This window comes from Streptomyces sp. NBC_00239, assembly GCF_036194065.1.
In the GTDB taxonomy this organism is placed as follows: Bacteria; Actinomycetota; Actinomycetes; order Streptomycetales; family Streptomycetaceae; genus Streptomyces.
Genome location: NZ_CP108095.1, coordinates 6,789,001 through 6,808,496 on the forward strand (window position 1 = coordinate 6,789,001; position 19,496 = coordinate 6,808,496).

24 protein-coding genes are annotated in these 19,496 nt (G+C 68.9%); 10 read left to right on the forward strand and 14 right to left on the reverse strand.

What is annotated here, in order from left to right:
* The first annotated feature begins 24 nt into the window (after positions 1-24).
* Together OG764_RS30030 and OG764_RS30035 are read left to right on the forward strand one after the other, a co-directional pair.
* Positions 25-321: a hypothetical protein gene (locus OG764_RS30030; protein WP_328971548.1), complete on the forward strand. Its 297-nt coding sequence runs from the start codon at positions 25-27 to the stop codon at positions 319-321.
* Positions 322-381: 60 nt separating this feature from the next.
* Positions 382-1,374: a SpaA isopeptide-forming pilin-related protein gene (locus OG764_RS30035; RefSeq protein ID WP_328971549.1), complete on the forward strand. Its 993-nt coding sequence runs from the start codon at positions 382-384 to the stop codon at positions 1,372-1,374.
* A 114-nt stretch (positions 1,375-1,488) separates the two neighbouring features.
* Here OG764_RS30035 and OG764_RS30040 read toward each other — a convergent pair whose 3' ends face one another.
* Positions 1,489-2,316, reverse strand: a complete 828-nt coding sequence (locus OG764_RS30040; protein WP_328971550.1) for an SDR family oxidoreductase — start codon at positions 2,314-2,316, stop codon at positions 1,489-1,491.
* A gap of 313 nt (positions 2,317-2,629) precedes the next feature.
* Positions 2,630-3,637 (reverse strand): hypothetical protein, encoded by a 1,008-nt coding sequence (locus tag OG764_RS30045; protein WP_328971551.1) that lies wholly within the window; start codon positions 3,635-3,637, stop codon positions 2,630-2,632.
* Positions 3,638-3,862: 225 nt separating this feature from the next.
* Here OG764_RS30045 and OG764_RS30050 point away from each other — a divergent pair, with 225 nt between their 5' ends.
* The 5 genes from OG764_RS30050 (at position 3,863) to OG764_RS30070 (ending at position 7,112) form a co-directional block, all read left to right on the forward strand.
* On the forward strand, positions 3,863-4,183 hold the full coding sequence (locus OG764_RS30050; protein ID WP_328971552.1) for a DUF6087 family protein: 321 nt from the start codon (positions 3,863-3,865) through the stop codon (positions 4,181-4,183).
* 444 nt (positions 4,184-4,627) lie between these two features.
* A complete protein-coding gene (locus OG764_RS30055; protein ID WP_328971553.1) occupies positions 4,628-4,990 on the forward strand; it encodes a DUF317 domain-containing protein in 363 nt (120 codons plus the stop codon).
* 52 nt (positions 4,991-5,042) lie between these two features.
* On the forward strand, positions 5,043-5,336 hold the full coding sequence (locus OG764_RS30060; protein WP_328971554.1) for a hypothetical protein: 294 nt from the start codon (positions 5,043-5,045) through the stop codon (positions 5,334-5,336).
* Between the two features lie 23 nt (positions 5,337-5,359).
* A complete protein-coding gene (locus OG764_RS30065; protein ID WP_328971555.1) occupies positions 5,360-6,106 on the forward strand; it encodes a DUF317 domain-containing protein in 747 nt (248 codons plus the stop codon).
* Between the two features lie 97 nt (positions 6,107-6,203).
* The gene (locus OG764_RS30070) at positions 6,204-7,112 is read left to right on the forward strand and encodes a hypothetical protein (RefSeq protein ID WP_328971556.1); all 909 of its coding nucleotides are present in this window, start codon (positions 6,204-6,206) and stop codon (positions 7,110-7,112) included.
* A 176-nt stretch (positions 7,113-7,288) separates the two neighbouring features.
* On the opposite strand, the gene OG764_RS30075 is transcribed toward OG764_RS30070, so the two are convergent.
* Entirely contained in the window at positions 7,289-7,624 is a 336-nt protein-coding gene (locus tag OG764_RS30075) for a hypothetical protein (RefSeq protein WP_328971557.1), read from the reverse strand.
* Positions 7,608-8,461 (reverse strand): IS5 family transposase gene (locus OG764_RS30080; RefSeq protein WP_328973228.1). Its coding sequence is split into 2 segments (ribosomal slippage): positions 7,608-8,122 and positions 8,122-8,461, totalling 855 coding nucleotides; the frame shifts between segments, so codons are not numbered across the junction. Before OG764_RS30080 ends, OG764_RS30075 begins: the two co-directional genes overlap by 17 nt.
* A gap of 276 nt (positions 8,462-8,737) precedes the next feature.
* On the opposite strand from OG764_RS30080, the gene OG764_RS30085 reads away from it, so the two are divergent.
* The 3 genes from OG764_RS30085 (at position 8,738) to OG764_RS30095 (ending at position 10,652) form a co-directional block, all read left to right on the forward strand.
* Positions 8,738-9,262 (forward strand): SMI1/KNR4 family protein, encoded by a 525-nt coding sequence (locus OG764_RS30085; protein WP_257854403.1) that lies wholly within the window; start codon positions 8,738-8,740, stop codon positions 9,260-9,262.
* A gap of 146 nt (positions 9,263-9,408) precedes the next feature.
* Positions 9,409-10,257 carry an IS5 family transposase gene (locus OG764_RS30090; RefSeq protein WP_328971558.1) on the forward strand — a complete coding sequence of 283 codons (849 nt, stop codon included), beginning with the start codon at positions 9,409-9,411 and terminating at the stop codon, positions 10,255-10,257.
* Positions 10,254-10,652 (forward strand): hypothetical protein, encoded by a 399-nt coding sequence (locus tag OG764_RS30095; RefSeq protein ID WP_328971559.1) that lies wholly within the window; start codon positions 10,254-10,256, stop codon positions 10,650-10,652. Before OG764_RS30090 ends, OG764_RS30095 begins: the two co-directional genes overlap by 4 nt.
* A 137-nt stretch (positions 10,653-10,789) precedes the next feature.
* Here the strand turns inward: OG764_RS30095 and OG764_RS30100 are convergent, their stop codons facing one another.
* From OG764_RS30100 to OG764_RS30145, 10 genes are all read right to left on the reverse strand, one after another.
* Positions 10,790-11,482, reverse strand: coding sequence for a hypothetical protein (locus OG764_RS30100; protein ID WP_328971560.1), 693 nt, complete (start codon positions 11,480-11,482; stop codon positions 10,790-10,792).
* 85 nt (positions 11,483-11,567) lie between these two features.
* The gene (locus tag OG764_RS30105) at positions 11,568-11,990 is read right to left on the reverse strand and encodes a hypothetical protein (RefSeq protein WP_267803806.1); all 423 of its coding nucleotides are present in this window, start codon (positions 11,988-11,990) and stop codon (positions 11,568-11,570) included.
* An 81-nt stretch (positions 11,991-12,071) separates the two neighbouring features.
* Positions 12,072-13,808, reverse strand: a complete 1,737-nt coding sequence (locus OG764_RS30110; RefSeq protein ID WP_328971561.1) for a relaxase/mobilization nuclease domain-containing protein — start codon at positions 13,806-13,808, stop codon at positions 12,072-12,074.
* Positions 13,805-14,155, reverse strand: a complete 351-nt coding sequence (locus OG764_RS30115; RefSeq protein ID WP_267803809.1) for a plasmid mobilization protein — start codon at positions 14,153-14,155, stop codon at positions 13,805-13,807. The genes OG764_RS30110 and OG764_RS30115 overlap by 4 nt, the downstream gene beginning before the upstream one ends.
* Before the next feature lie 458 nt (positions 14,156-14,613).
* Positions 14,614-14,805 carry a hypothetical protein gene (locus tag OG764_RS30120; protein ID WP_033215534.1) on the reverse strand — a complete coding sequence of 64 codons (192 nt, stop codon included), beginning with the start codon at positions 14,803-14,805 and terminating at the stop codon, positions 14,614-14,616.
* On the reverse strand, positions 14,802-15,356 hold the full coding sequence (locus OG764_RS30125) for a hypothetical protein (RefSeq protein WP_328971562.1): 555 nt from the start codon (positions 15,354-15,356) through the stop codon (positions 14,802-14,804). Before OG764_RS30125 ends, OG764_RS30120 begins: the two co-directional genes overlap by 4 nt.
* Entirely contained in the window at positions 15,346-16,269 is a 924-nt protein-coding gene (locus tag OG764_RS30130) for a DUF2637 domain-containing protein (protein WP_328971563.1), read from the reverse strand. Before OG764_RS30130 ends, OG764_RS30125 begins: the two co-directional genes overlap by 11 nt.
* Positions 16,266-16,982, reverse strand: a complete 717-nt coding sequence (locus tag OG764_RS30135) for a WhiB family transcriptional regulator (protein ID WP_051762604.1) — start codon at positions 16,980-16,982, stop codon at positions 16,266-16,268. Before OG764_RS30135 ends, OG764_RS30130 begins: the two co-directional genes overlap by 4 nt.
* A 151-nt stretch (positions 16,983-17,133) precedes the next feature.
* Positions 17,134-17,892: an ATP-binding protein gene (locus tag OG764_RS30140; RefSeq protein WP_033215536.1), complete on the reverse strand. Its 759-nt coding sequence runs from the start codon at positions 17,890-17,892 to the stop codon at positions 17,134-17,136.
* On the reverse strand, positions 17,889-18,971 hold the full coding sequence (locus OG764_RS30145) for a hypothetical protein (protein WP_051762606.1): 1,083 nt from the start codon (positions 18,969-18,971) through the stop codon (positions 17,889-17,891). Before OG764_RS30145 ends, OG764_RS30140 begins: the two co-directional genes overlap by 4 nt.
* Positions 18,972-19,496 lie beyond the last annotated feature (525 nt).

Here is a 19,496-nt window from a genome sequence, read left to right on the forward strand (position 1 = left end):
GAATACGGCGGCCTGAGCTTGGCGGTGATCCATCCCGACCTGGGAACCCTGGACACGGCCTCCCTCTCCTTCGCCGACCACCAGACCTTCGCCCGGCGTGACGCCGCAAAGGGCATCGGCCCCGGATGGGACGGCTACGCCCGCATCCGCGACTGGCACGAGACCGGGCCCCCGCCCTGGAAGGGCGCAGACCTGACCGGCCTCCGCCGCGCCATCACGCACTACACCCAGATCTGGGCTCCCGCCCCGGCACCCGATCACTCCCGCCCGGGTCTGCCCACCCTGCCTGCCACGCTCCCCGCCTCCGGCCGCTCCCGCTGACCTCCGGCCCGACGCGGCCCCGGCACACCACCCTCCACGATCAAGGACACCACTCCCTCCATGCACTCCAGCGCCACCAACCGCTTCCCGACCGTAGTCACCACAACCGTGGCGGCCCTCGTGGCGAGCACCCTGCTCAGCGCCCCGAGCGCCTGGGCGGAAGCCCCCGAACCGCAGCCCGGCACCGTCGAGATCACCAAGAAGGACCCCGACGGAGCCCTCCTCGCAGGCGCCGAGTTCAACCTGCTCGACACCCTTAACGGGACCAAGGCCCTGACCGGCAAGACCAACGCGGACGGCATCCTGCGCTTCGAAAGCGTCGCCCCCGGCGTCTGGCGACTCAAGGAGACCGCCACCGGCAGCCCGATCCACGACCTCGCACCGGACCAGGACGTCATCGTCACCCCCGGACAGACCGTGAAGCTCGCCGTCGTCGACCCGTTCAAGCCCGCCGACCTCACGGTCACCAAGACCGACAAGACCAGCGGGAAGCCCCTCGCCGGCGCCGTCATCAACATCACCCCCGCCTCCGGCGACGGCAAGCCCGTCACCCTGACCATGGGCAAGGACGGCACCGCCACGACCAAGCTCCCGGTCGCCGCCCGCGCCGGCACCAGCTACACCGCCACCGAGACGAAGGCCCCCGACGGCTACCAGCTGAACTCCACCCCGGTGAAGATCACCGCCAAACCCGGCGCCCCGGTCACCGCCGCCTTCACCAACACGAAGAAGGAGCAGCCGACCCAGCCGCCCACCACCCCGGCACCTACCCCGACCACCCCCACGACCCCGCCGGTCACACCGTCGACCAAGCCGACCCCGAGTACGCCGGCCACCTCCCAGCCCCCCACCAGCTCCGCGGCCCCGACCCCCGAGGAGACCACCTCCAGCACCTCCTCGCCCGCCCCCACGGGCTCACTCGCCCAGACCGGCGCGGACGCCACCGGATGGCTGCTCGCCGGAGCGGGAGTGCTGGTCGCCGCAGGCGGAGGCGCACTGATCGCCGTACGTCGGCGCCGCGATGCCGACCAGGATGACCAGACCACCGGCTGACCGGACCACCACCCAAAACTGATAACCAACGCCAAGGCCCCAGGAACCGAGCCCGACCGGTTCCTGGGGCCTTCGTGCGTCTCCGCTCAAGGCCGCTCCTGGCAGATGCCCTTCTCAGCCCTGACCGAGGAACTCGTGGGCTCCACGGAATCGGGTAGTCAGCTGCTGCTGTGTGGCCCGGCAGTCGAGGCGCACGTCGAGGGCTCCCGGGAGCCCGGTATCCGCCCGACGACCGGCGGGCAGCAGAGAGGGGTCGAGGCCGTCACGGCGTGCGATGAGCACACCGAGCTCGTACCGGGTGAGCGCCTCGGAGCCAGCGACGTGGGCGATGCCGCCCACCTCGGACGTCCCGAGCTCCAAGAGTGCGGCTGCCAGATCGGCGACATGCACCGGGCACCGTACGTCGTCCGTGAACAAGGCTCCTGGCCTTGTGCCAGCGGCCAGTTCGTGCACCACCCGTTCGTGGGCAGACCCGCCATCCCCGATGATCAGCGAGGTCCGCACGATGGCTGCGGCAGGGTGCAGGAGGCGAGCGGCAGTCTCGGCGGCCCCCTTCGCCGCACCGTAGGGCGTGACCGGATCGGGGAGCGCCTTCTCGTCATAGCCGGAGCCGCGGTTCCCGGAGAAGACCGCGTCACTTGAGACGTGCACGAGACGAATGCCCCGCCTCGCCGCGCTCTGGGCTATCCGGCCAGGACCGTCGGCGGTGACCGCCCAGTTGCTGTTCCCGCTGGAGGAGTTGATCACCACGCTGGGCTGCACTACGTCGAGGACCTCGTCGAGACGCCGGGGGTCACGAAGGTCCAGGTGGTGCCACGAGGTGCCAGGGGCCTCGCCGGGACGGGAGTTGAACGTCGCGGCCGTTGAGCGGCCGGCGGACGTCGCCTGGCGCAGCAGCTCTGTGCCCAGGAATCCACTGCCGCCGATGATTAACACCGTCATGTCAGGACACGCTAGTGGAATCGTACGCAGTCCGCGGTGGAACAGGAGATGCCCACCACCACGAACTGCCGGACCTCCGATCGCCGAAGCCCTGCTCTGTAAGAGCGTCCGCCGGGAGGCGGTGAGCTAGGGGTTGCCGGATGCGGGCGCTGACGGGGCGAGTGTCCCAGCGGTGGGTGTACCAGGCACTGCGGATGAGGCTACGGACTGTGGTGATCGCGGTGGCCAGGTGAAGGAAGAACCAGTCGGCGAATCGACGTGCTCGCAGCGCAGTCGAGCCGTCAGGCCGGGATGCTCGTGGCCCTTGCCTGGATCAGCCTGGGCTGCCTCGAAAGCGTCGGGGTCGAGATCCAGTGACGTTTGCCGAGTCGAGAGATGGGTGCGGGGCCTGGCCGGGCGCGGGGTCCTGCCAGGTGGACGGCGGGAGATCCCCCGCAGTCCGCCCGAGGGTGGGAGCCATGGCAGGCGCACTCCGGTCCCAAACGCTGGGGACCAACACCCTGTTCTCTCCGTAGTGGACCTTGATGCTGTCTTGGCGCGTCGTGCGCATCCACAACGGAGCCCCGATCAGGATGCGGCTGACGCCCTCCAAGTCCGGGTCGCCTCGGAGGTTCCAGCGGCTCGGCGTGAGCGTCACGTCCTTGTAGATGACGGCCACGTACTCAGTCGCGTCGAACCCCATAATCGTGTAGCCGCGGGTTTCGGGACGACCCTGGTGATCAGCCGGGGCGCCGTAGATGCCCTGCGTCAGCGCGACCTTGAGGATCTCCAGGGCGGCCTCCTCGTCGTCGAGCGAATATTCCGGTCCCCTCCTGGTGCTCGCCTCCGTGCCCCTGCGGGCCATGAACTCCTCGATCAGAGGAGCATTCGACGAGGTCCATCCGCCGGCAGAGTCTTCCTCAGGGACGTCGTAGCCCTTCAGGTTCTTCAGGCTTCCGAACAGGCAGAGGTCGACACGGCGGCTCTGTTGGGTGATGGTCTGTATGTGGGTCAGGGCGGTTCGCCCCGGGAGGCGGTGCTCCGGAAACCCCCACCGCTGGAACTCCGCGATCTCGGCCCAGCCCGCTCCCTGAACGTACTGCCCGGAAGTCGGGGCGTCGAAGTCCGTGACGATGGACCTGCGGAGCTTCTTCTTCAGCTTCTCGGCAATGTCGAAGGTGGTGTTCTCGCGGTCCCGGCTGGCGAGATTGACGCCGTTCCCCGCCAGACCAAGATTCAAGGCGGGCTTGATGCGATGGTCCAGTCGAATCCCGTTGTCGTCGATCACCTCACCGACGAGCCTTTCGGACCAGTAGACGTATCTGCCTACAGGCTTGGGCAAGGCTGACCTCCGCAGGAAATCAGGCCCGGCTACGGACGCGAGGCCACTGACCGAGCAAGACGATACGCAGACGGTACTAGTTCCCGATGTCACCCATTCCAGTGACTCCTCTACCGCTCGGTATAGTTTGGTGCTCCGAATTGGAGCCTCCTCCTTCGGTCCCGGGAGAAGGGGCGGCTGGCTCTCCGACTTCGGTAGGGTGCTGCCCCTCACGGAGGTACGACAATGACCGAAGAACCCCTCGAACGCTGGGCTGCCCGCCGTCAAGGGCGCCTGCGCAAGCCCGGCGAACGCAAGGCCATCACCCTCGGCGCCGGCCCACAGCGAGCCGCCCACGTCGCCCCCGATGCCCCGCGGATGATCTTGGAATGGGATGGCTTCGCCTGGCAGCCGCTCATGACCGTGGAGAACTACGCAGCGGCCTGCCTCGCCCTCAGCCCGATGCCTGAAAGCACGTCCGGCGACCAGGTCGAGGCAACGGGCCCGGTCGTGGGGCGCAATCCCCTGGCGCCGGGTACTGGGCGCCATCGCAAGCCCAGGTCCTGAGTGCGCACCTTCGACACGCTGCTCGGGGTGATCCCGGGAGCCGACCAGCTCAAGGTCTGATGCCTCGCAGTCTTGCGCCCGAGTGCCGTAGCCGGGCGCAACCCTGAGCAGGGCTGGATTGGCTTCGGTGGACCTTCAGACACGTGACCCCCTACTAGCGGAATCGGGGGAGGCCGCGGGGTAGTCTCCCCTCTTTTCCGCTATCGGTATTACGGACGCATGTAAGGACGGTCTCCCCGGCAGTCCTTCCGCTCCGAGGAGACCACCTCGGCGCCAATGCCGCAAACGTACGGAACGGCCTATCCGACCCCTTGTTGGGCGGCCCTGAAATGCCAGTTCGCCCGGGGCAGACAAGAAAGAGTCCAAAAAGACTGGTGCAACGCCGCAACCAATGTCAACGTAGACACCTTCCCAAGAAACCCCAGGTCAGAGAGGTGTCTGCCGTTGACTGTGGACACAGCGAAACCCGGATTCTCTACGACGATCGAGGCCCTTCGGCTCCGCACTTGGCGACTCGGCCCTGGGCAGCCGGCCATGGTGATTGACCAGTTCACCGACGAGGACTTCAAACTCGTCGTGGACGACCGGGCCGATATGCACATCAACTCTCGCGACGGCCGCTTCTACCTCGGTTGGTTCCCTACGGGGCGGCCCGGCACGGACGGCGAGGGCTGGGTAATCGCCATCACTGGAACGGCCGCCGTCCCCGGGTATCGGGTCACCTTCGACACCGAGACCCCAGCCCAGGTCGTAGCCGCGGTGGTGGCCGAGGTCATCGCCACCTCTGCACCCATACGCTCGCACTGACCCATACCTGCGTGCGCTGCGGCATGATCCCCGCGCACGCGTCCTGTTGACGATGAAGGAGAACACCTTGGACCCGGAGTACACAGTCAGTGAGATCATCGAACGACTCTCCGCCTTCGACGGCAATGCCATCTGCCGGATGGCCATCAACCCGCTCTTCCCGATGGAGCACACTGCCGGCGAATTCGTCAGCACCCTCGACCCCCAGGGCCGGACCGTCGTCTACCTCGCCGACGGCGGCGAGCAGCTCGGCCCCCTGCCCAAGTCTGTGGCCGTTGACCTGACCTGGCACAAGCCGTTCGAAGCCCCGCCCCGCCGCCGCCGAAGCGCCACCGGCAACCAGTAGTCCGCTCCCCGCTCCGTACCGCCTTGGAGGCGCCCCTGAACCCCCCCTCTTCCCGCTACCCGTCCACCCCCAACCCTGGCCCCTTCTACTGGGTCACTCCCCGCCACCTCGCAGGCGACGACGGTGTCCTCGCCGACCGGATCTGCGACTCCCTCGCCGAGTCCGGCTGGACGAGCTGGACGACCGCCCGCAGCACCCTTCTCCTCCCGAGCCCGTCCGGGCTGTGCGGCGCCGAGTGGATCCGTACCGACCACGCCTTCTTGCTGGGCGGACTGCCCGTGGCCTGGCAGATTTCCGCCCGCACGCACCCGGGCGATGCCCTGGCTGAGTGGAACGCATACTTCACCCCCGATACTCCGCACGAGGCCGTCGCGGACTTCCTCCTCGCCGTCGAGGCCCGGACCGATCCCACCGTCAACTACTGCGGTCCGGAGAGCGTCATGTCGGCGCTGACGGCCCTGGGATGGCTCCGGGACTTCGACCACCCGGAGACCACTGCCTGGGATGCGGGAATGTCTGCCGGCTTCACGTGGGGGGAGCTGCCGGCGGGGATCCAGGACGGGGACCCGCGCCCGGACCTTGTGGGCTGGCAGGCGTGGGCCGAACCGGTCCTCGGTGCCCCCTACCTGTGGTGCGCGACCTTCAGCGCCAGCACCCCGCACGACCTGGTCGCGGCCTTCGCCGCATCGATCGCCTCGCCCGCCCCGGTGCGACGCCGAATCCTGCCGGAACTCGCCGCGGGACGTCTGACCTTCAGCCTCCCCGGCTAACACTGCCGGCCTGCACCAACGGGCTGCCGTCCGTCCTTTCTCATGCCGACGGCAGCCCCCTTCGGCATGCCCACTTCTCCGGCCACCAGGAGGCCCGTTGCCCTACCCCCTGATCCGACTCTCCATCGGCCGCACCAACGGCGTGGCCCACTACGGCGTGTTGCTCGAAAACGACGAGCCCCTGACGGCGTGCGCCACGCACTCACCCGAACTCGAGCCGATCGGCGAGCGTACAGCTCACCACACCTGCCAGAGCTGTACTCGGGCTCTCCTGGTGCTGACGACCCCGCCCCACGCCGGCGAGCTCGAAGCCCGGCCCGCAGCCGGTGCGGGAAGGAGCGCAGCCGCCCACCGCCCGATCCCCGGCCACCTGCTCGGCTACTGCGGCAAGCCTCTCGACCTCCGCCGCGCCACCGGCAAGCGGGCCTGCGCCAACTGCGCCCACCTAACCAAGACGCTGGAGGCGCTGCGGGGGCGCGCGGGAGAACTCATCCTCCCCGCGGGCGAGTCGTGTCACAGCGACGACAGCCTGCTGTGGACTCCACCCGGCGCCGGTCCCCTCACCTTCGGTCACCGCCGCAACAGCGCCACCGGCCAGACCTACTGCGGTGAACGGCAGCCCACCGTTCCGAACCCCGGGGCACACGAGTGCCCTGCCTGCCTGCGCCTGTGGGCCGAGGAGGAGACCTTCCGCCAGATGTACACCCTGCCCGAAATGCGCGTGCAGACCGCCGCATGGGCGGTCGATGTGCACGGCGCCTTCGAAGAGCGGGCGTGGCTGCTGGAGCCGGGCGACCGGTACACGATCTCGGGCTGCGGCGAAGGCCACCACGTGGTTGCCGTCTCCCGGAATCGCTACGCCAGCCATGTCGACCTCGTCGTCTATCTGCCTGGAGAGGACCGCATTGCCGATGCCCGAGTCCACTGCGACCGGCTCCTCGGCATCGAGCGACCCTTCGCCGACGGCAGCACGACCGGACTGCCCGCCCCGCAACGCGAGGCGTAACGAGCCGCACGCCGCCTGGGGAGATCCACCGAGCGGCTTTGGGCCACCCTGAGCGCGGGGTGGCCACCTTCCCACACGCGTCGCCAGCTGGACAGGCCCGGTTCCCCCTCCGCTAGGAGAAGGGAACCGGGCCTGACGCGTACCCCCCCCAGCCAGTGCCCGTGCTGCGCCGGCGTCTAAGACGTCATCTCATTTGGTGCTGGGTAGGTTCCTGACACGAGCACAGCGAGCTGGTGCAACCGCTGGCAGTACTGGCCTCCTACAGGGTCATTGATCTCGGGGATGACCCGGCCCAAGTCCTCGATGCGGCTCTGCAGGAGGATGTCGTTCTTCGAGTCGAGAGTGCCGTTGTTGTCGAGCCAGCGAAGAACGCAGCCAGCGATGTCCAACTCGATGAGCCACACGTCTGTGCCCTCGAACGTGGCACGTCGCAGGCTGTCGGGGAAAGGCTCTTGGCGGAATTCCTGCCAGAGACGATCTGTGGTCTGCACCTGCTCAGTCGATTCGCTCACTTGAGCCATCTTGCAGTAGCCGTGGAGCCGGTTTGACGTTCATCTTCAAGCGGCGGTAGCAGATGAGGGCTGCAGCGATGCCTGCGAACGCCAGGAAGTGGTCAGCCTTGCGTTCATAGCGCCGGTGTAAGCGACGGCAGCCTGAGAGCCAGGACACCGTCCGCTCTACGACCCATCGGTGCCGGCCGAGCCGGTTCGACGGCTCGATTCCCTTGCGGGCGATGCGGTGACGGATCCCGCGGTTGCGCAGCCATCTCCGCAGGTGGGCGTAGTCGTAGCCCTTGTCGCCGTGGAGCTTGCCGGGGCGACGGCGACGGGGTCCGCGGTGAGATCTGATCGGCGGGATACCGCGGACCAGAGGCTGGAGGGCCTGGCTGTCGTGGAGGTTCGCCCCGGAGATTCCGACAGAGAGGGGCAGACCAGTCCGCTCCGTGATCAAGTGGATCTTCGACCCGAATTTGCCCCTGTCGACAGGATTCGGGCCCGTCAGGTCCCCCTTTTCAGGGCCCGCATGTTCACCGAGTCGATCGCGCAGCGGGACCAGTCCAGCTCGCCTCGGGCGCCGAGTTCGTCGAGGACCAAGCGGTGGAGCTTGGCCCACACCCGGGCCTTCGTCCATTCGGAGAACCGCCGGTGGGCTGTCGCCCCCGACGGCCCGAACGACGCCGTGGGTAGCTGCTGCCAAGTACAGCCCGACGTAGCCACGAACAGAATCGCCGCCAGCACCTCCCTGTCACCATGCCGACGCCGGCCACCGCCTTGCGGCCGCGCTGGCGCTTCCGGCACCACCCGCTGGAACAGCTCCCACAACTCATCCGGCACCAGCCGCTCAACAATCCCCGCCACGACCAGCAGCCTACCCAGGCCGCCAAATGAGATGACTTCTAAGAGGGCGGTTCGTGAGTCTTTGAGTGGCTCTGCCATCGCCTGCTGGTGTGGGTGCGCGGCGGAACCCGCCGGTCCGCAGGCGCTCGCCTGCTGGTGTGATGATGTTCCCAAGACCTACGGGCCTTCGACACTCCAGTGGCATGACCTCGGACGAGTCGCCGAAGGTGGAGAACCGGTTCCCAAGCGAGGCCACGACTGGCTGGACTACGAAAGATGAGAGAAACCATGACCGCCCTTGAGCGACTTCGACACCTCATGCAGCCGTCGAGTATGGGGACCTTCATCGACTGGGACGACATCGCGGTGGCGTACGGCACTCGATTCCCGTCCGATTACAGGAACTTCCTGTCCGTCTACGGCAGCGGTGAAATCGACGGAATGCTGGCCGTCTTCGCTCCGAGCGTGGATCCTTATGCTCCTTCCCGTCACACCTCAAGGCTTCCGGCGGATGTTCTCGACCTGCCGGAGGTCAACGAGTGGAACGACCCGCTGCACGCCGAGCTCTATGGCCCGGCAGACATCATGGTCTGGGGGGAGACAGCCGAAGCGGACGTACTGGGCTGGATCACGAGCAACCACGAACCCGGCACCTGGCCTGTGGCTGTCTATACGCACGGAGGCGAGTGGACGGTCTACGACTGCACCATGACGGAATTCCTGCTGCAGCTCCTCACTGGAGAATTCGATGGGAACCCGACAGGGCTGACGCGTCTGTACGGAAAGGGTAGCGCGGAGTTCACCACCGGCTGACAGGTCAGGGCACCGGAGTAGGACACTGTCTCCAGAGCTTCTCAGCGGGCGGTTCGTGACTTTTGAGCGACTCTGTCGTCACCTGATGGTGTGGGTGCAGGGCGGAACCCGCCGATCCGCAGGCACTCGTCTGCTGGTGTGATGATGTGAGTGAACGCATGTCCTACCCCAGCGACTTATCCCAGGCGCAATGGGCTCTGATCGAGCCGGTGATCACGGCGTGGAAGGACCGGCACCGCTCGGTCAGCGGTCATCAGGGGGCATACGCGATGCGGGAGATCGTGAACGCGATCCTCTATCAGGGCCGGACCGGCTGCCAGTGGACCTACCTCCCGCACGACCTGCCGCCGAAGAGCGCGACGTACTACTACTTTGCGGCCTGGCGGGACGACGGAACGGACCAGGTCATCCACGAGCTCCTGCGCTGCCAGGTACGTGAGAAGGCCCGTCGATTAGAGGACCCGACCCTGGTGGTCCTGGACACCCAAAGTATCCACGCTGCCGCGGGGGTCCCCGCCTCCACGACCGGCCGGGATCCGGCGAAGAGGGTCCCGGGCCGCAAGCGCGGACTGGCCGTGGACGTGCTCGGCCTGGTCATCGCGGTGGTCGTTCTCGCCGCGAGCGCGCACGACAACACCGCGGGCGTCGCTTTGCTGGACCAGGTCGCCGAGCACACCGGCGGAAGCGTCAACAAGGCCCTGGTCGACCAGGGCTTCAAGAACCAGGTCACCGCGCACGGAGCCGGCCTGGGCATCGACGTCGAGACCGTGCAACGCAATCCGCAGGAGAAGGGGTTCGTTCCGCAGACGAAGCGGTGGAGGGTCGAGCAGACCTACGGGATCCTGATACTGCACCGGCGTCTGGTCCGCGACTACGAACACCGCCCGGCCTCGTCCGCCTCCCGGGTCTACTGGGCCATGACCCACGTCATGGCCCGCCGTCTTACCGGCAAGAACACCCCCACACGGCGCGAACGGCAGACGGTGAGCGCGTGAACCTCCAGTCCCTGCTCGACGCGCTCGACATCCAGGAGAACGCCGCCCGGGGCCTGGCCGACGGCCTCCACACTCGCATCGGCGAACTACAGGCCCGCCTGCGGGAGGCCGAGACCCACCTCGAACACCTCGCGATCACACGGAAAACCATCACCGGTCTTGCCGACCGGCTCCCCGCCGGCCCGCCAGACCTGCCCGAGCACCCGGACTATCCCCGCATCCTGGGCGTCTTCAACGACGCGACCGGCCCGCTGCGTGCCCGGGACGTCTGCGAAGCTCTGGACCACGAACTGCTGCCGAAGAACATCGAGGGCACCCGCGCCAAACTGAAACGCCTGGTCAAGCTCGACATCCTCACCGAAGTCGATACCGGCAGCTTCACCAGGAAGCAGTAACCGGCCGAGCACCGTGACCAGCAGCCCCGTCCCAGCCTCACCCGGAAACAGACATCAGCTCACGAACCGCCCTCTAAGGGCGTACGAGTCGGCCCCGCCGGTCCTGGGGGAGCGGCGGGGCCGTGCAGGCGGTGCGGTCAGCGTCCGGTGCTGGCCTTGGCGAGGGCCTTCTCCACGTGGGAGTCGACCAGGGCCGGTGATCCGGAGACGACCAGCAGGATGGTCCCGGTGCGGACGGCGGTCTGCTTCACGATGCTGTCCTGCCCGTCGGCGGTGAAGGTGAGGAGCTGGCTCCAGGCCTCGTCGCCCAGAGCGGGGGCGGCCAGCTTCTGAGTGGCGATCTTCACGGGCTTGCTGCCGATCACCAGCTGGTAGACGGGGCAGTCGGTCATCGCGTCGAAGATCCGCTTCGTGCCGGCGGTCAGCTTCGGGGCGGTATCGCTGTAGAGCTCCTCGGAGATCTCGGAGCCGGTGCTGCCGCTGTAGAGGAACGTGGCCGTCGCCTTGTTCGGGAAGTCCAGGCTTCCGCCGGCGGCGGCGTCACCGCCGAGCTGTTCCAGTTCGGGGCAGCCGATCACCGTCGTGTCGTCGTGACGGGCGGCCTTCTCGGGCTTGCGGGTGTAGTCCTGGCCGAGATCGGCCTCGGTGAGGAGGCGCCCGGCGAGCGCGGAAGCCGACAGGGGAGTGCTGGAGGCTGGGGTGCCGGGCTTGGTCTGGCCCGACGGCTTCCCGAGGGGGGAGGCGGCGTCTGCGGGCGTGCCGCTGGAGCACCCGGATATGGCGAGGGAGGCGGCGACAGCCAGGCCGGTGGCGATGGTACGGATGCGCATGTGAACCCCTGGTGTGGTCGTGCGGGTCTGACGGCCGGACCCCCGTGGGGTTCTCCTCCGGCGTTATGGGTGGCAGGGGTTCGGGTCAGTGGCCGAGGAAGCGCAGGCATTCCTCGTACGTGGCGTGCTGTCCGGTGGTGGGCCCGCTGGTGCGGTTGTACCAGGCGGCGTCGAGCCGGGGCTCGACCTGCTCGTGGCCGGCCGGGCACCGCAGCCACACCCCGTCGGGGGTGCTGACGACGATCCATTTCCGGTACGCGCCGCACTCGGAGCAGGCGCGGACCTCGCCGTCGAGGACGAGCGGAAAATCGTGGGCCATCAGCATCCCGGCCAGCTCCTCGCGCGTCGGCAGGCGCAGGTCGGGCGGCAGGAAGTCGTCCACGACCGGCACGGCCGCTGGCTCCTGGTGGTCCGGGTCCAACGGCGGCTCGATGTGCCCCGCGGTCCATGCTTCCCACTGCTGCTGGGCTTCGAGCCGTTCTCGTCGTTCGCGATTGCGTCCGAACATAAGGTTCCCCCCTCGTCCTTGTCCTGCCGGGCACCATAGATCGTGCACCACGCTCCCGTCGTCGTTCCACTCTAGAAACTCTCAAAGTCCACGGCCCCGGTCACGGCTGTCCCGGCGGGCGTCGGCGGGGCCATTCGTGTGCGAAAGCGACGGCTGGCTGGTGGGATTGCTGTGGAGCGGCATGGCGGACGCGTCGGCGGGGAGACCGGCCAAACGGCGCAGCCGCCACACCAGGACGTCACTGACCGAGGACGCGGTGTCCAACTCCCGTCGTCCAGTGGCCTGCACGAGGAGTTCAGCGGGATCGTGCCCAGCCGCTTCGGCGTCGGCAAGGGTGGAGGCGAGCGCCAGCCAGCCCGCCTCGGCCAGGACCTGCTCGGCGAGATGCGGCACCGCTGCGCGCAGGACGGCGGCATGCCGCCGCTGGAGTACGGGGGGCAACAGGCGGCCCCGCTGGTGCAGTGCGGCCATGGGGTGGCTGGCCGCGGCCTGGTAGGCGGCGCGCAGGTGTTCGGCGGCCTGGAGGGCAGCAGCGGCCTGCTGGGCGTGCTCCTTCTTTCCGTGCCAGGCTGCGGCGGCGGTGACGAGGAAGAACGCCATGTCGATAAGCATCGCGGTGGTCGCCCCGTCCTCCCCTCGGCCGAGCGCCGGCCCGCCGTGCACGAGGTCGCGGGCGGCCTGGCGCAGGGTGCGGTCGTGACCGCGGGCGGCCCGGACGTGGGAGCGTGAGGCCCGCTCGAACGCGATGGCGGCCTCGCCCAGTTGCTTGCGGGTGTGGGCGGCGGAGGTCTTGGCGAGCGCGTCCAGGACTTCGCCGGCCGCCGCGATGTGCGCGGAGATCGCGCCGTCGTCACCGTCGTCGAAGACCAGCACCGCCTGCCAGGCGGCGGTCGTCGCGGCCCGCCGCGCGGAAGCGGGCCCGGGCACCGAGCGCAACGGAGCATCTGCTGTGACTCCCTCGGTGTCCCGGTCGGGGGCCACCGTGGTGCTCCAGCGCTCGCGGATTCGGGGCAGGGACAGGTCCGGGGCGAGCCGTGCGCCGGGGTAGAACACCGGCTCGCCCTTCCTGTTGCGGTCGTCGGGGAGCGCGACCTTGTACCCGAGAAGATCGCCGGACGGGGCGATCCTCTTGTGAACGAGCAGACCTGCCGAGGCAAGGCGTTCGAAGAACTCCCCTTCGCTCTGGGTGCCGGCGACCGCACGGCGGACGGTCTCGCGCAGTTCTTCCCGGGCGGTCCGCTCGCGACCTTGGCGCTCGGCCTTGTGGCGCTCGGCGCTGGTGGGGCGCTGGGCTGCCGTGCCGTCACCGGTATGGAGGCGCCGCAAGCCGTAGTCGATCTCGATCTGGCGTGCTTCGGCCTGGGATCGGGCCGCATCGTTGTGAAGGCGGGGCTTGCGGCCGTCCTCGCGAACCAAGGTGGCGACGATGTGGATGTGGTCGTCCGCGTGACGGACAGCGGCCCACCGACACCCGGGCCGACCATCCTCGGGAGCGATGCCCGTAGCGGAAACCATGCGCCGGGCGATGTCCGCCCACTGCTCGTCGGAGAGGACAGGATCCTCGGGGGCCGCTCGTACGGACAGGTGCCACACGTGCCTAGCCGGTCGCCGGCTCGGGGCGACGGAGTCGACGGGAAGATCCAGAAGCTGCTGCAAGGCCTGGTGGGTGGCTTCGGGATCGCGTCCGGGATCCGGCGCGAGGCTGTCCCAGGCGGCGACCAAGTGCGGGTCGATGTGCTCTTCGTGGGTGCCCGGACCATACAGGTAGTACAGCAGCCCGATGGTCCGGGTCCCCCGCTTGTGAACGCGGGGTATCACCGTACGGAGCCCGCCGACTCGACGTGGCGGCGGGTGAAGTCGTCGACGCGCTCTGCCGCCCTGCGTACGGCCGCGAGCACGGCCTCCGCATGGGGTGCGTCCGCGCCGGAGTTCAAGGCCTTGGCCACCTGGTTGACGTTGTTGCCGATCTGGCCGAGGTGCCGGCGCAGGGCGAACAGCTCGTTCAGCATTTCGCGTTCTCCGGCGACCGCAGCAGCCGTACGGGAGAGATCGCGCGCGGCGGCGAGAGAGGCATGCGCGAGGAAGCCGGACACCGTCATCGCGCTGGCGCTGGCGGCATCGAGGAGGCTCTGCTTCTCGGAGTCGTTGAATCGGCTAGCGATCATGTGGACGCGTTTGTCGGCGGCGGGCTTACGTAGACGGTTACGGACGGACGGTTTCTCGGGTGCGCGATGCACGCAGAGTGGGTTGTGGCACGAGTGCGTCTCCTCCTGGGTATGCGGTCCGCCCTCGGCCGCATCCTCCCTGGCCGGCGCCCCCTGGTGCCTGCCTGGGCCCGCCTCCCCTGGGGCGGGGACACCATGAGTAGCACTCCCGACGGGAGTGCTACTCATGGGATAACTTGCTCGCCACGAGAGCGAGTTGTCGTCCGGCTGGTCTTGGTCGGTGGGTGCGCTGTTCGGCGGGACTGTCATCGGGTTCGGGTCCTCGTGGAGCTGGTTCGGTCGGGGGTGCGGCAGGGGCGTTCGGGAGTGTGCTGCCCGGACGGCAGGGTGGCCCGGCAGGAGCCCGGGCCACCCTGTGGAGCGCCTCAGACGGCGAGCCGTCTGCCGTTATGGGTTGGTCATCCGCATTCGGGGCAGTGTGCGTAGTGCCGTGTGAGGGCTTCGGCCATGCGCTGCTTGGTGCCGAGGGCGGCTCGGGCGCTGGTCTTGGCCGGGGCAGTGCCCGGGTGGCGGGCAGCGTGGTTGCCGAGGTAGTGGATGTCCCGCTCGAAGTCGGCACGGATGCGGGTGAAGCGGGGGCACGTCTTCATCGGGGGCTCCTCGTCTTGGTGTTGTCGTCGCGCAGTCGGGCGAGGACTGGGGTGAGGCGGTCGTTGCGGATGGGGATCTGCTGGGCGCGCATGATCGCTCGCAGCTGCACGCGGGTGACGGACTCGTTGCCGTCCCGTTCAAGTGCGGTCCGCACGTGGGGACGCAGCCGGTCGACGATCTCGTCCTCGGTGAGGCGGGACCGGGACCGCGGTCCCGGTGCCTTGCGGGACCGCTCCGGTACGCGGTTTCCCGTCCCCCGCTTCGGTTTGGGGACCGGTCCCCGGCGCGGCTTCGCCGGCGGGTCCTCGGGGTCGGCGTTGCCTCGGTCCCCATCACGGTCCCCATCGCTGTCCTGGTCCCCGTCCGGTGTGGGGTGGGGACGGGGACCGTCCGTCTCGGTCCCGGGGACCGTCTCCTGGCGGTCCCCGGTCCCCGGGACCGAGGAGGTGCGGTCGTGTCGGGGACGGTCCCCGCTGACGCCGTTGTTCCGCACCGTTGCGGGCGCGTGGCCCACCCGGTCCCCGCTGGCGGCCTTGATGTTAGGGACCACGCGGGGCTCGTTGCCGGTGCCCGCAGGGGCGCCGGTCCCCGGGACGGTCCCCGTGCCGGGGCCCGCCGGTCCCGTCGGGACGTTCCCCGTGTTCGGGACCGTCGGTCCCCTTGGGACGGTCCCCATGTGGGACGGGGACCGTGTGGGGACCGGGATTCTGAGCGGGGACTGTGTCTGGCCGGTCCCCGGTCCACAGACTGGGGACGGTCCCCGATGCCTCCGCCGTATCGAAGCCGGTGGGGACCGGCGGGTCGGGGACCGGGTGGGGACCGTGCCTCTGCTCGGGGAACGTGCTCGTCCGGTCCCCATCAGAACGTTCCCCCGCCTGGTGGTCCCCACCGGAGCGGACCGCGGTCCCGATACCGTCCCCTGACTGCGCGGAAGGCTGGTCCCCAATGGCCGTCCGAAAGCTCATGGCGCCTTCGGGGACTGTCTCCGCAGGGAGTGGAGCCCGGTCTTCGGCTGTGGCGACGTGCTGGTGAATCTGGCGCATCAGCACCCCGAAGGCGAGCAGAGCGGCGGTGGGCGGGACAGCGGCGACCACGTAGTCCAGCACGGGGACCGGGTCGGTGCCGGTCCCACTGACGCCGGCGACGTTGAGCGCGATGGAGCCGACCGATCCGATGGCGGTGAGGGCCACGGCCCACCAGTCGGTGACCTTGCGCAGTCCTGCCCGCAGCATCAGCAGTTCGCCGATGATGATGAAGGCGTCCAAGGTGCCTGGCCAGGCCCACTGCCGCTCGGGCGACTTGGCCAGGCCGTGCTGGCCGGCGACCTCGGCCAGGTGCGCGTAGGACAGCCAGAACGCGGCGGCGGTCAGGGCCGCGATGACGGCTCCGGCGGCAGCGAGGGTGAACCGCTCCGCGGACTCAGTGCTCTTCGTGGCCCTGGGGCCCATGCCGGGGGTGGTCATACCGCCTCCCGGAGGTTGTTGATCAGTGCCTGTGTCTGCACGTGGCGAGCCACTGGCCTCGACTGTCGCGCTACGACCTTGCCTCGCCTGGTCTTGCGGGGAATACCGCGGTCGCGTTCGGGGCCGTCACCGTCGTGAACCTGGCCGGCGAGCGGGGGCTGCCGCCCGTCGAGGGCGGCCTGCCGGGCGGTCTCGACCGGATTCGGGTCCGAGGCGAGGTTGTGGTTGTCGCGGTTCTCGATGGCGCGGGCCTCCACCCGGAGCAGGTCACGGGCCCACTCGACACCGATCTGGAGGGTGTGGGCCAGGCGGGTCGGCGTCCAGCCCTGGGCGCTCGCGTAGCGGGTGAGGGTCCTGCGCTCGAGTCGGCTCAGCTGGACGTCCCGGCCCTCGAGCACCGCCTTCACCCGGCTGTAGTCCAGCCGGTTCTCCACCTGGTCGTGCCAGGTCGAGCGCTCGGCCTCGGTCAAGCCGCCCCAGACGCCCTCCTTGACCTCGTTGTCCAAGGCGTAGTTGAAGCACTCGCGGCGGACTGGGCACCAGCTGCACATCTCCTTCGCCTCCGCGATGGCGTAGTCATCGTTGGGCGTGTGGAAGAACAGCTCGTCCGCCGTGGAGGGGTCGACCCCGTTGCAGGTGGCTCGGGCGTGCCAGCTGATGTCGGCGACGCCGTGGAGGTCGGTGGGCGGGACATTGGCGGTGATGTAGCGCATGGTGATGGTTCTCCGGGTACGCCTCAGGGGCCAGCGGGCAGCATCGCGGCACACCAGCGGTGCGGTTTGGGTGCGGCCGAGGCGGCAGTGAGGAAGGTCAGGGTGCGCGGCTACGGGGCCGCGCCGAAGGGGAGAGAGTGGGCAGGGCCGGTCAGGCGCGCTGGAAGCGCCGGTCGGGGCCGTCGAACTGCACCGGCGTACACATCCCGGACAGCCGGGAGAGGATCCGGTCCCCGACCTTGTCGCGCAGCACCGGCTGACGCTGGTCCATGTTCTCGGTGCGGATCGGTGCCAGGTTGGTGGTGACCAGCGTCGGGAGGTGGTTCTCGCCGCGCCAGGCCAGCAGCCGGAAGGTGATCTCCTCGTTCCACTCGCTGGACTTGCCGGCCCCGAGGTCGTCCAGGAGCAGCAGCGGCACCCGGCAGATGTCGCGCAGCAGCCACTCGACGTCCACGCCGCTGCGCTGGCGCATCTGCCCGAAGAGGTCGACGGCCTTGACGGCGTGCCAGCGGACCGCGCACCCGGCGGCGGTGAGCGACCGGATCGCCCCGTACGCCTGGCGGGTCTTGCCCGCACCGGTGTTGCCCCACAGCAGCAGCGAAGGCCCGCGGGCGATCACCCGGCGCCCGCCACTGCCCCAGTGCGGGTTGTGGTCATCGGTGTGCGGTGCGGTCGCCGCGTCGGCGATGGTTCGCACCCAGGTCATGACCGCCGGGTGGTCGGCGAAGGCGTCCCGGTAGTCGTACGGGATGCGCCGCTGGGCTGCCTCCAAGGCCGGGATCGGCTCCGGAGTATCTGCGAGGACCGGGGCGGCGGGGTCGATACCGCGGGCGGCGAGGCGGGCGGCAAGGCGGGCCTGCAGGCGGTCGGAGACGACGGGCTGCGGGTCGGCGAGACGGGCGCGGGTCACAGGCTTCCTCCGAACGTGGTGGGCGCGGGCGCCGGGTTGAAGTAGGGCGTGTAGGCGGATCCAGTGCTGGCCCATTGCCCCGCGCCGGAGGCGGAGGACGGCGTCGAGCCTGCGTACTGCGGCGCGGCGTTGATGACCTGGTTCACCAGGCTGGGCAGGACGCTCGGATGCAGGCCCTTGTCCCTCAGCAGGTCCATGGCGGCGCGGATGTCCCTGGGCTCGAAGCCCTCGTCGAGGAGCATCTTGATCTTGCGGCCCAGCAGCCCGCGAGTGTCACTTGGCGGTGCCTTGCGGCAGCCCTTGACGTACTCGGCCACCAGGTCCTTCGCGGAGACTCTCTCCGAGACGCTGCCAGGCGCTGGCGCAGCGCGCCCCGTAGGTACAGATCCAGGATCCAAGATCCTAGATCCAGACGACGAGCCCTCGCGCATTTGCGTCGAGTCCCCGTCGAACACCGTCTGACCTGCAGTTTCTCCAGACCGGTCCGGAAGGGCCTCGCCGGGTGCATTCGGAGCGGATCCGGGGGCGGTGCTGGAGCCCGGGGGCTGGGAGGGCAGATCGGCTGCCGAATCGAAATCGGACGAAACCGTCTGATCGAGGGCTCGGCGAATATTCGTCGAGCCCCGCGAGGTGGCACCTGCGATCTCGGCCGCGGTGTTCGGAACCGAGGTCTTGGCCGGTGAAGAGGAGGCAGGGCAGACCGCGTCGCCGCAGCCGCTGCACCGGTGGTGAGTCTGGTGCGCCGGGCAGCGCGGCATGCGCGATGCCGACGGCCGGTCGATCTTCTGGTGCTTGTCCCAGGTGACGATGTGCAGGTAGTTCTTGCCGTCGCATCCGGTGTAGCGGCAGATCAGGCCGGCCGTCTCCAGCTGCTCCAGGTCGTTGGCGACATGGGCAGGAGTGTGCTCGGCGCGCAGCGGCCACAGGACTCCGGCGATGATCGCCGGGTGAGCCAGGAATCGCCCGTTGTCATCGGCCTGGGTAAGCAGTCCGAAGAAGGTCAGCACGGCGGTGACGTCGACCGAGGCCAGGTCCTCCGACAGGAACGCCTCGGGCTTGATGGTCCGGATTCGCGCCATCAGGCGGCACCCCCCTGCTGGCGAGGGGCGGGACTGGGCGTACGCTCCGGTCTTTTGCGCAGGGCGGTCGCCATGCGACACTCTCCTCCGTTGTGAACATCGCACCGGTGTGCCCCGTGAGATAGGGCCGGTGCGATGGTGATGGGTAGCTGTCACGCCCTTGCCGGGGCGGTCGTGCTGCCAGAAGCGTCCGGCGTCTGAGAGTTCCCGCTCTCGGGCGCCGTCGCTGTTTCCGGGCTCAGCCAGTCCGTAAGGTCCATCCGCTGCGCATCCAGTCCCCCTCCGAATCTTCCGCCGGACCTGGTGGCCGGCGGGCGACGACGAACATACGTAGAACCTGCCGGAATACCTAGACTTCGCTCTAGAACTCCTCACAGGTCACGACATGCATCCTGACCAGCGCCGATCCCTCGGGTGACAAGACAGTCACGAGGGCTAGGCGACCTGGCCGGCGGCCGGTACCGTTCGTCGAGTCGAAGTTATCTGCGTACAGCGAACCGCACAAGTGGCTAAAACTAGGTTTCC

Coding starts and splice junctions, on each gene's coding strand:
- OG764_RS30035 (WP_328971549.1), top strand. CDS start 382: ATGCACTCCAGCGCCACCAACCGCTTCCCGACCGTAGTCACCACAACC.
- OG764_RS30040 (WP_328971550.1), bottom strand. CDS start 2,316: ATGACGGTGTTAATCATCGGCGGCAGTGGATTCCTGGGCACAGAGCTG.
- OG764_RS30050 (WP_328971552.1), top strand. CDS start 3,863: ATGACCGAAGAACCCCTCGAACGCTGGGCTGCCCGCCGTCAAGGGCGC.
- OG764_RS30060 (WP_328971554.1), top strand. CDS start 5,043: ATGAAGGAGAACACCTTGGACCCGGAGTACACAGTCAGTGAGATCATC.
- OG764_RS30085 (WP_257854403.1), top strand. CDS start 8,738: ATGACCGCCCTTGAGCGACTTCGACACCTCATGCAGCCGTCGAGTATG.
- OG764_RS30100 (WP_328971560.1), bottom strand. CDS start 11,482: ATGCGCATCCGTACCATCGCCACCGGCCTGGCTGTCGCCGCCTCCCTC.
- OG764_RS30105 (WP_267803806.1), bottom strand. CDS start 11,990: ATGTTCGGACGCAATCGCGAACGACGAGAACGGCTCGAAGCCCAGCAG.
- OG764_RS30115 (WP_267803809.1), bottom strand. CDS start 14,155: ATGATCGCTAGCCGATTCAACGACTCCGAGAAGCAGAGCCTCCTCGAT.
- OG764_RS30120 (WP_033215534.1), bottom strand. CDS start 14,805: ATGAAGACGTGCCCCCGCTTCACCCGCATCCGTGCCGACTTCGAGCGG.
- OG764_RS30130 (WP_328971563.1), bottom strand. CDS start 16,269: ATGACCACCCCCGGCATGGGCCCCAGGGCCACGAAGAGCACTGAGTCC.
- OG764_RS30135 (WP_051762604.1), bottom strand. CDS start 16,982: ATGCGCTACATCACCGCCAATGTCCCGCCCACCGACCTCCACGGCGTC.
- OG764_RS30145 (WP_051762606.1), bottom strand. CDS start 18,971: ATGGCGCGAATCCGGACCATCAAGCCCGAGGCGTTCCTGTCGGAGGAC.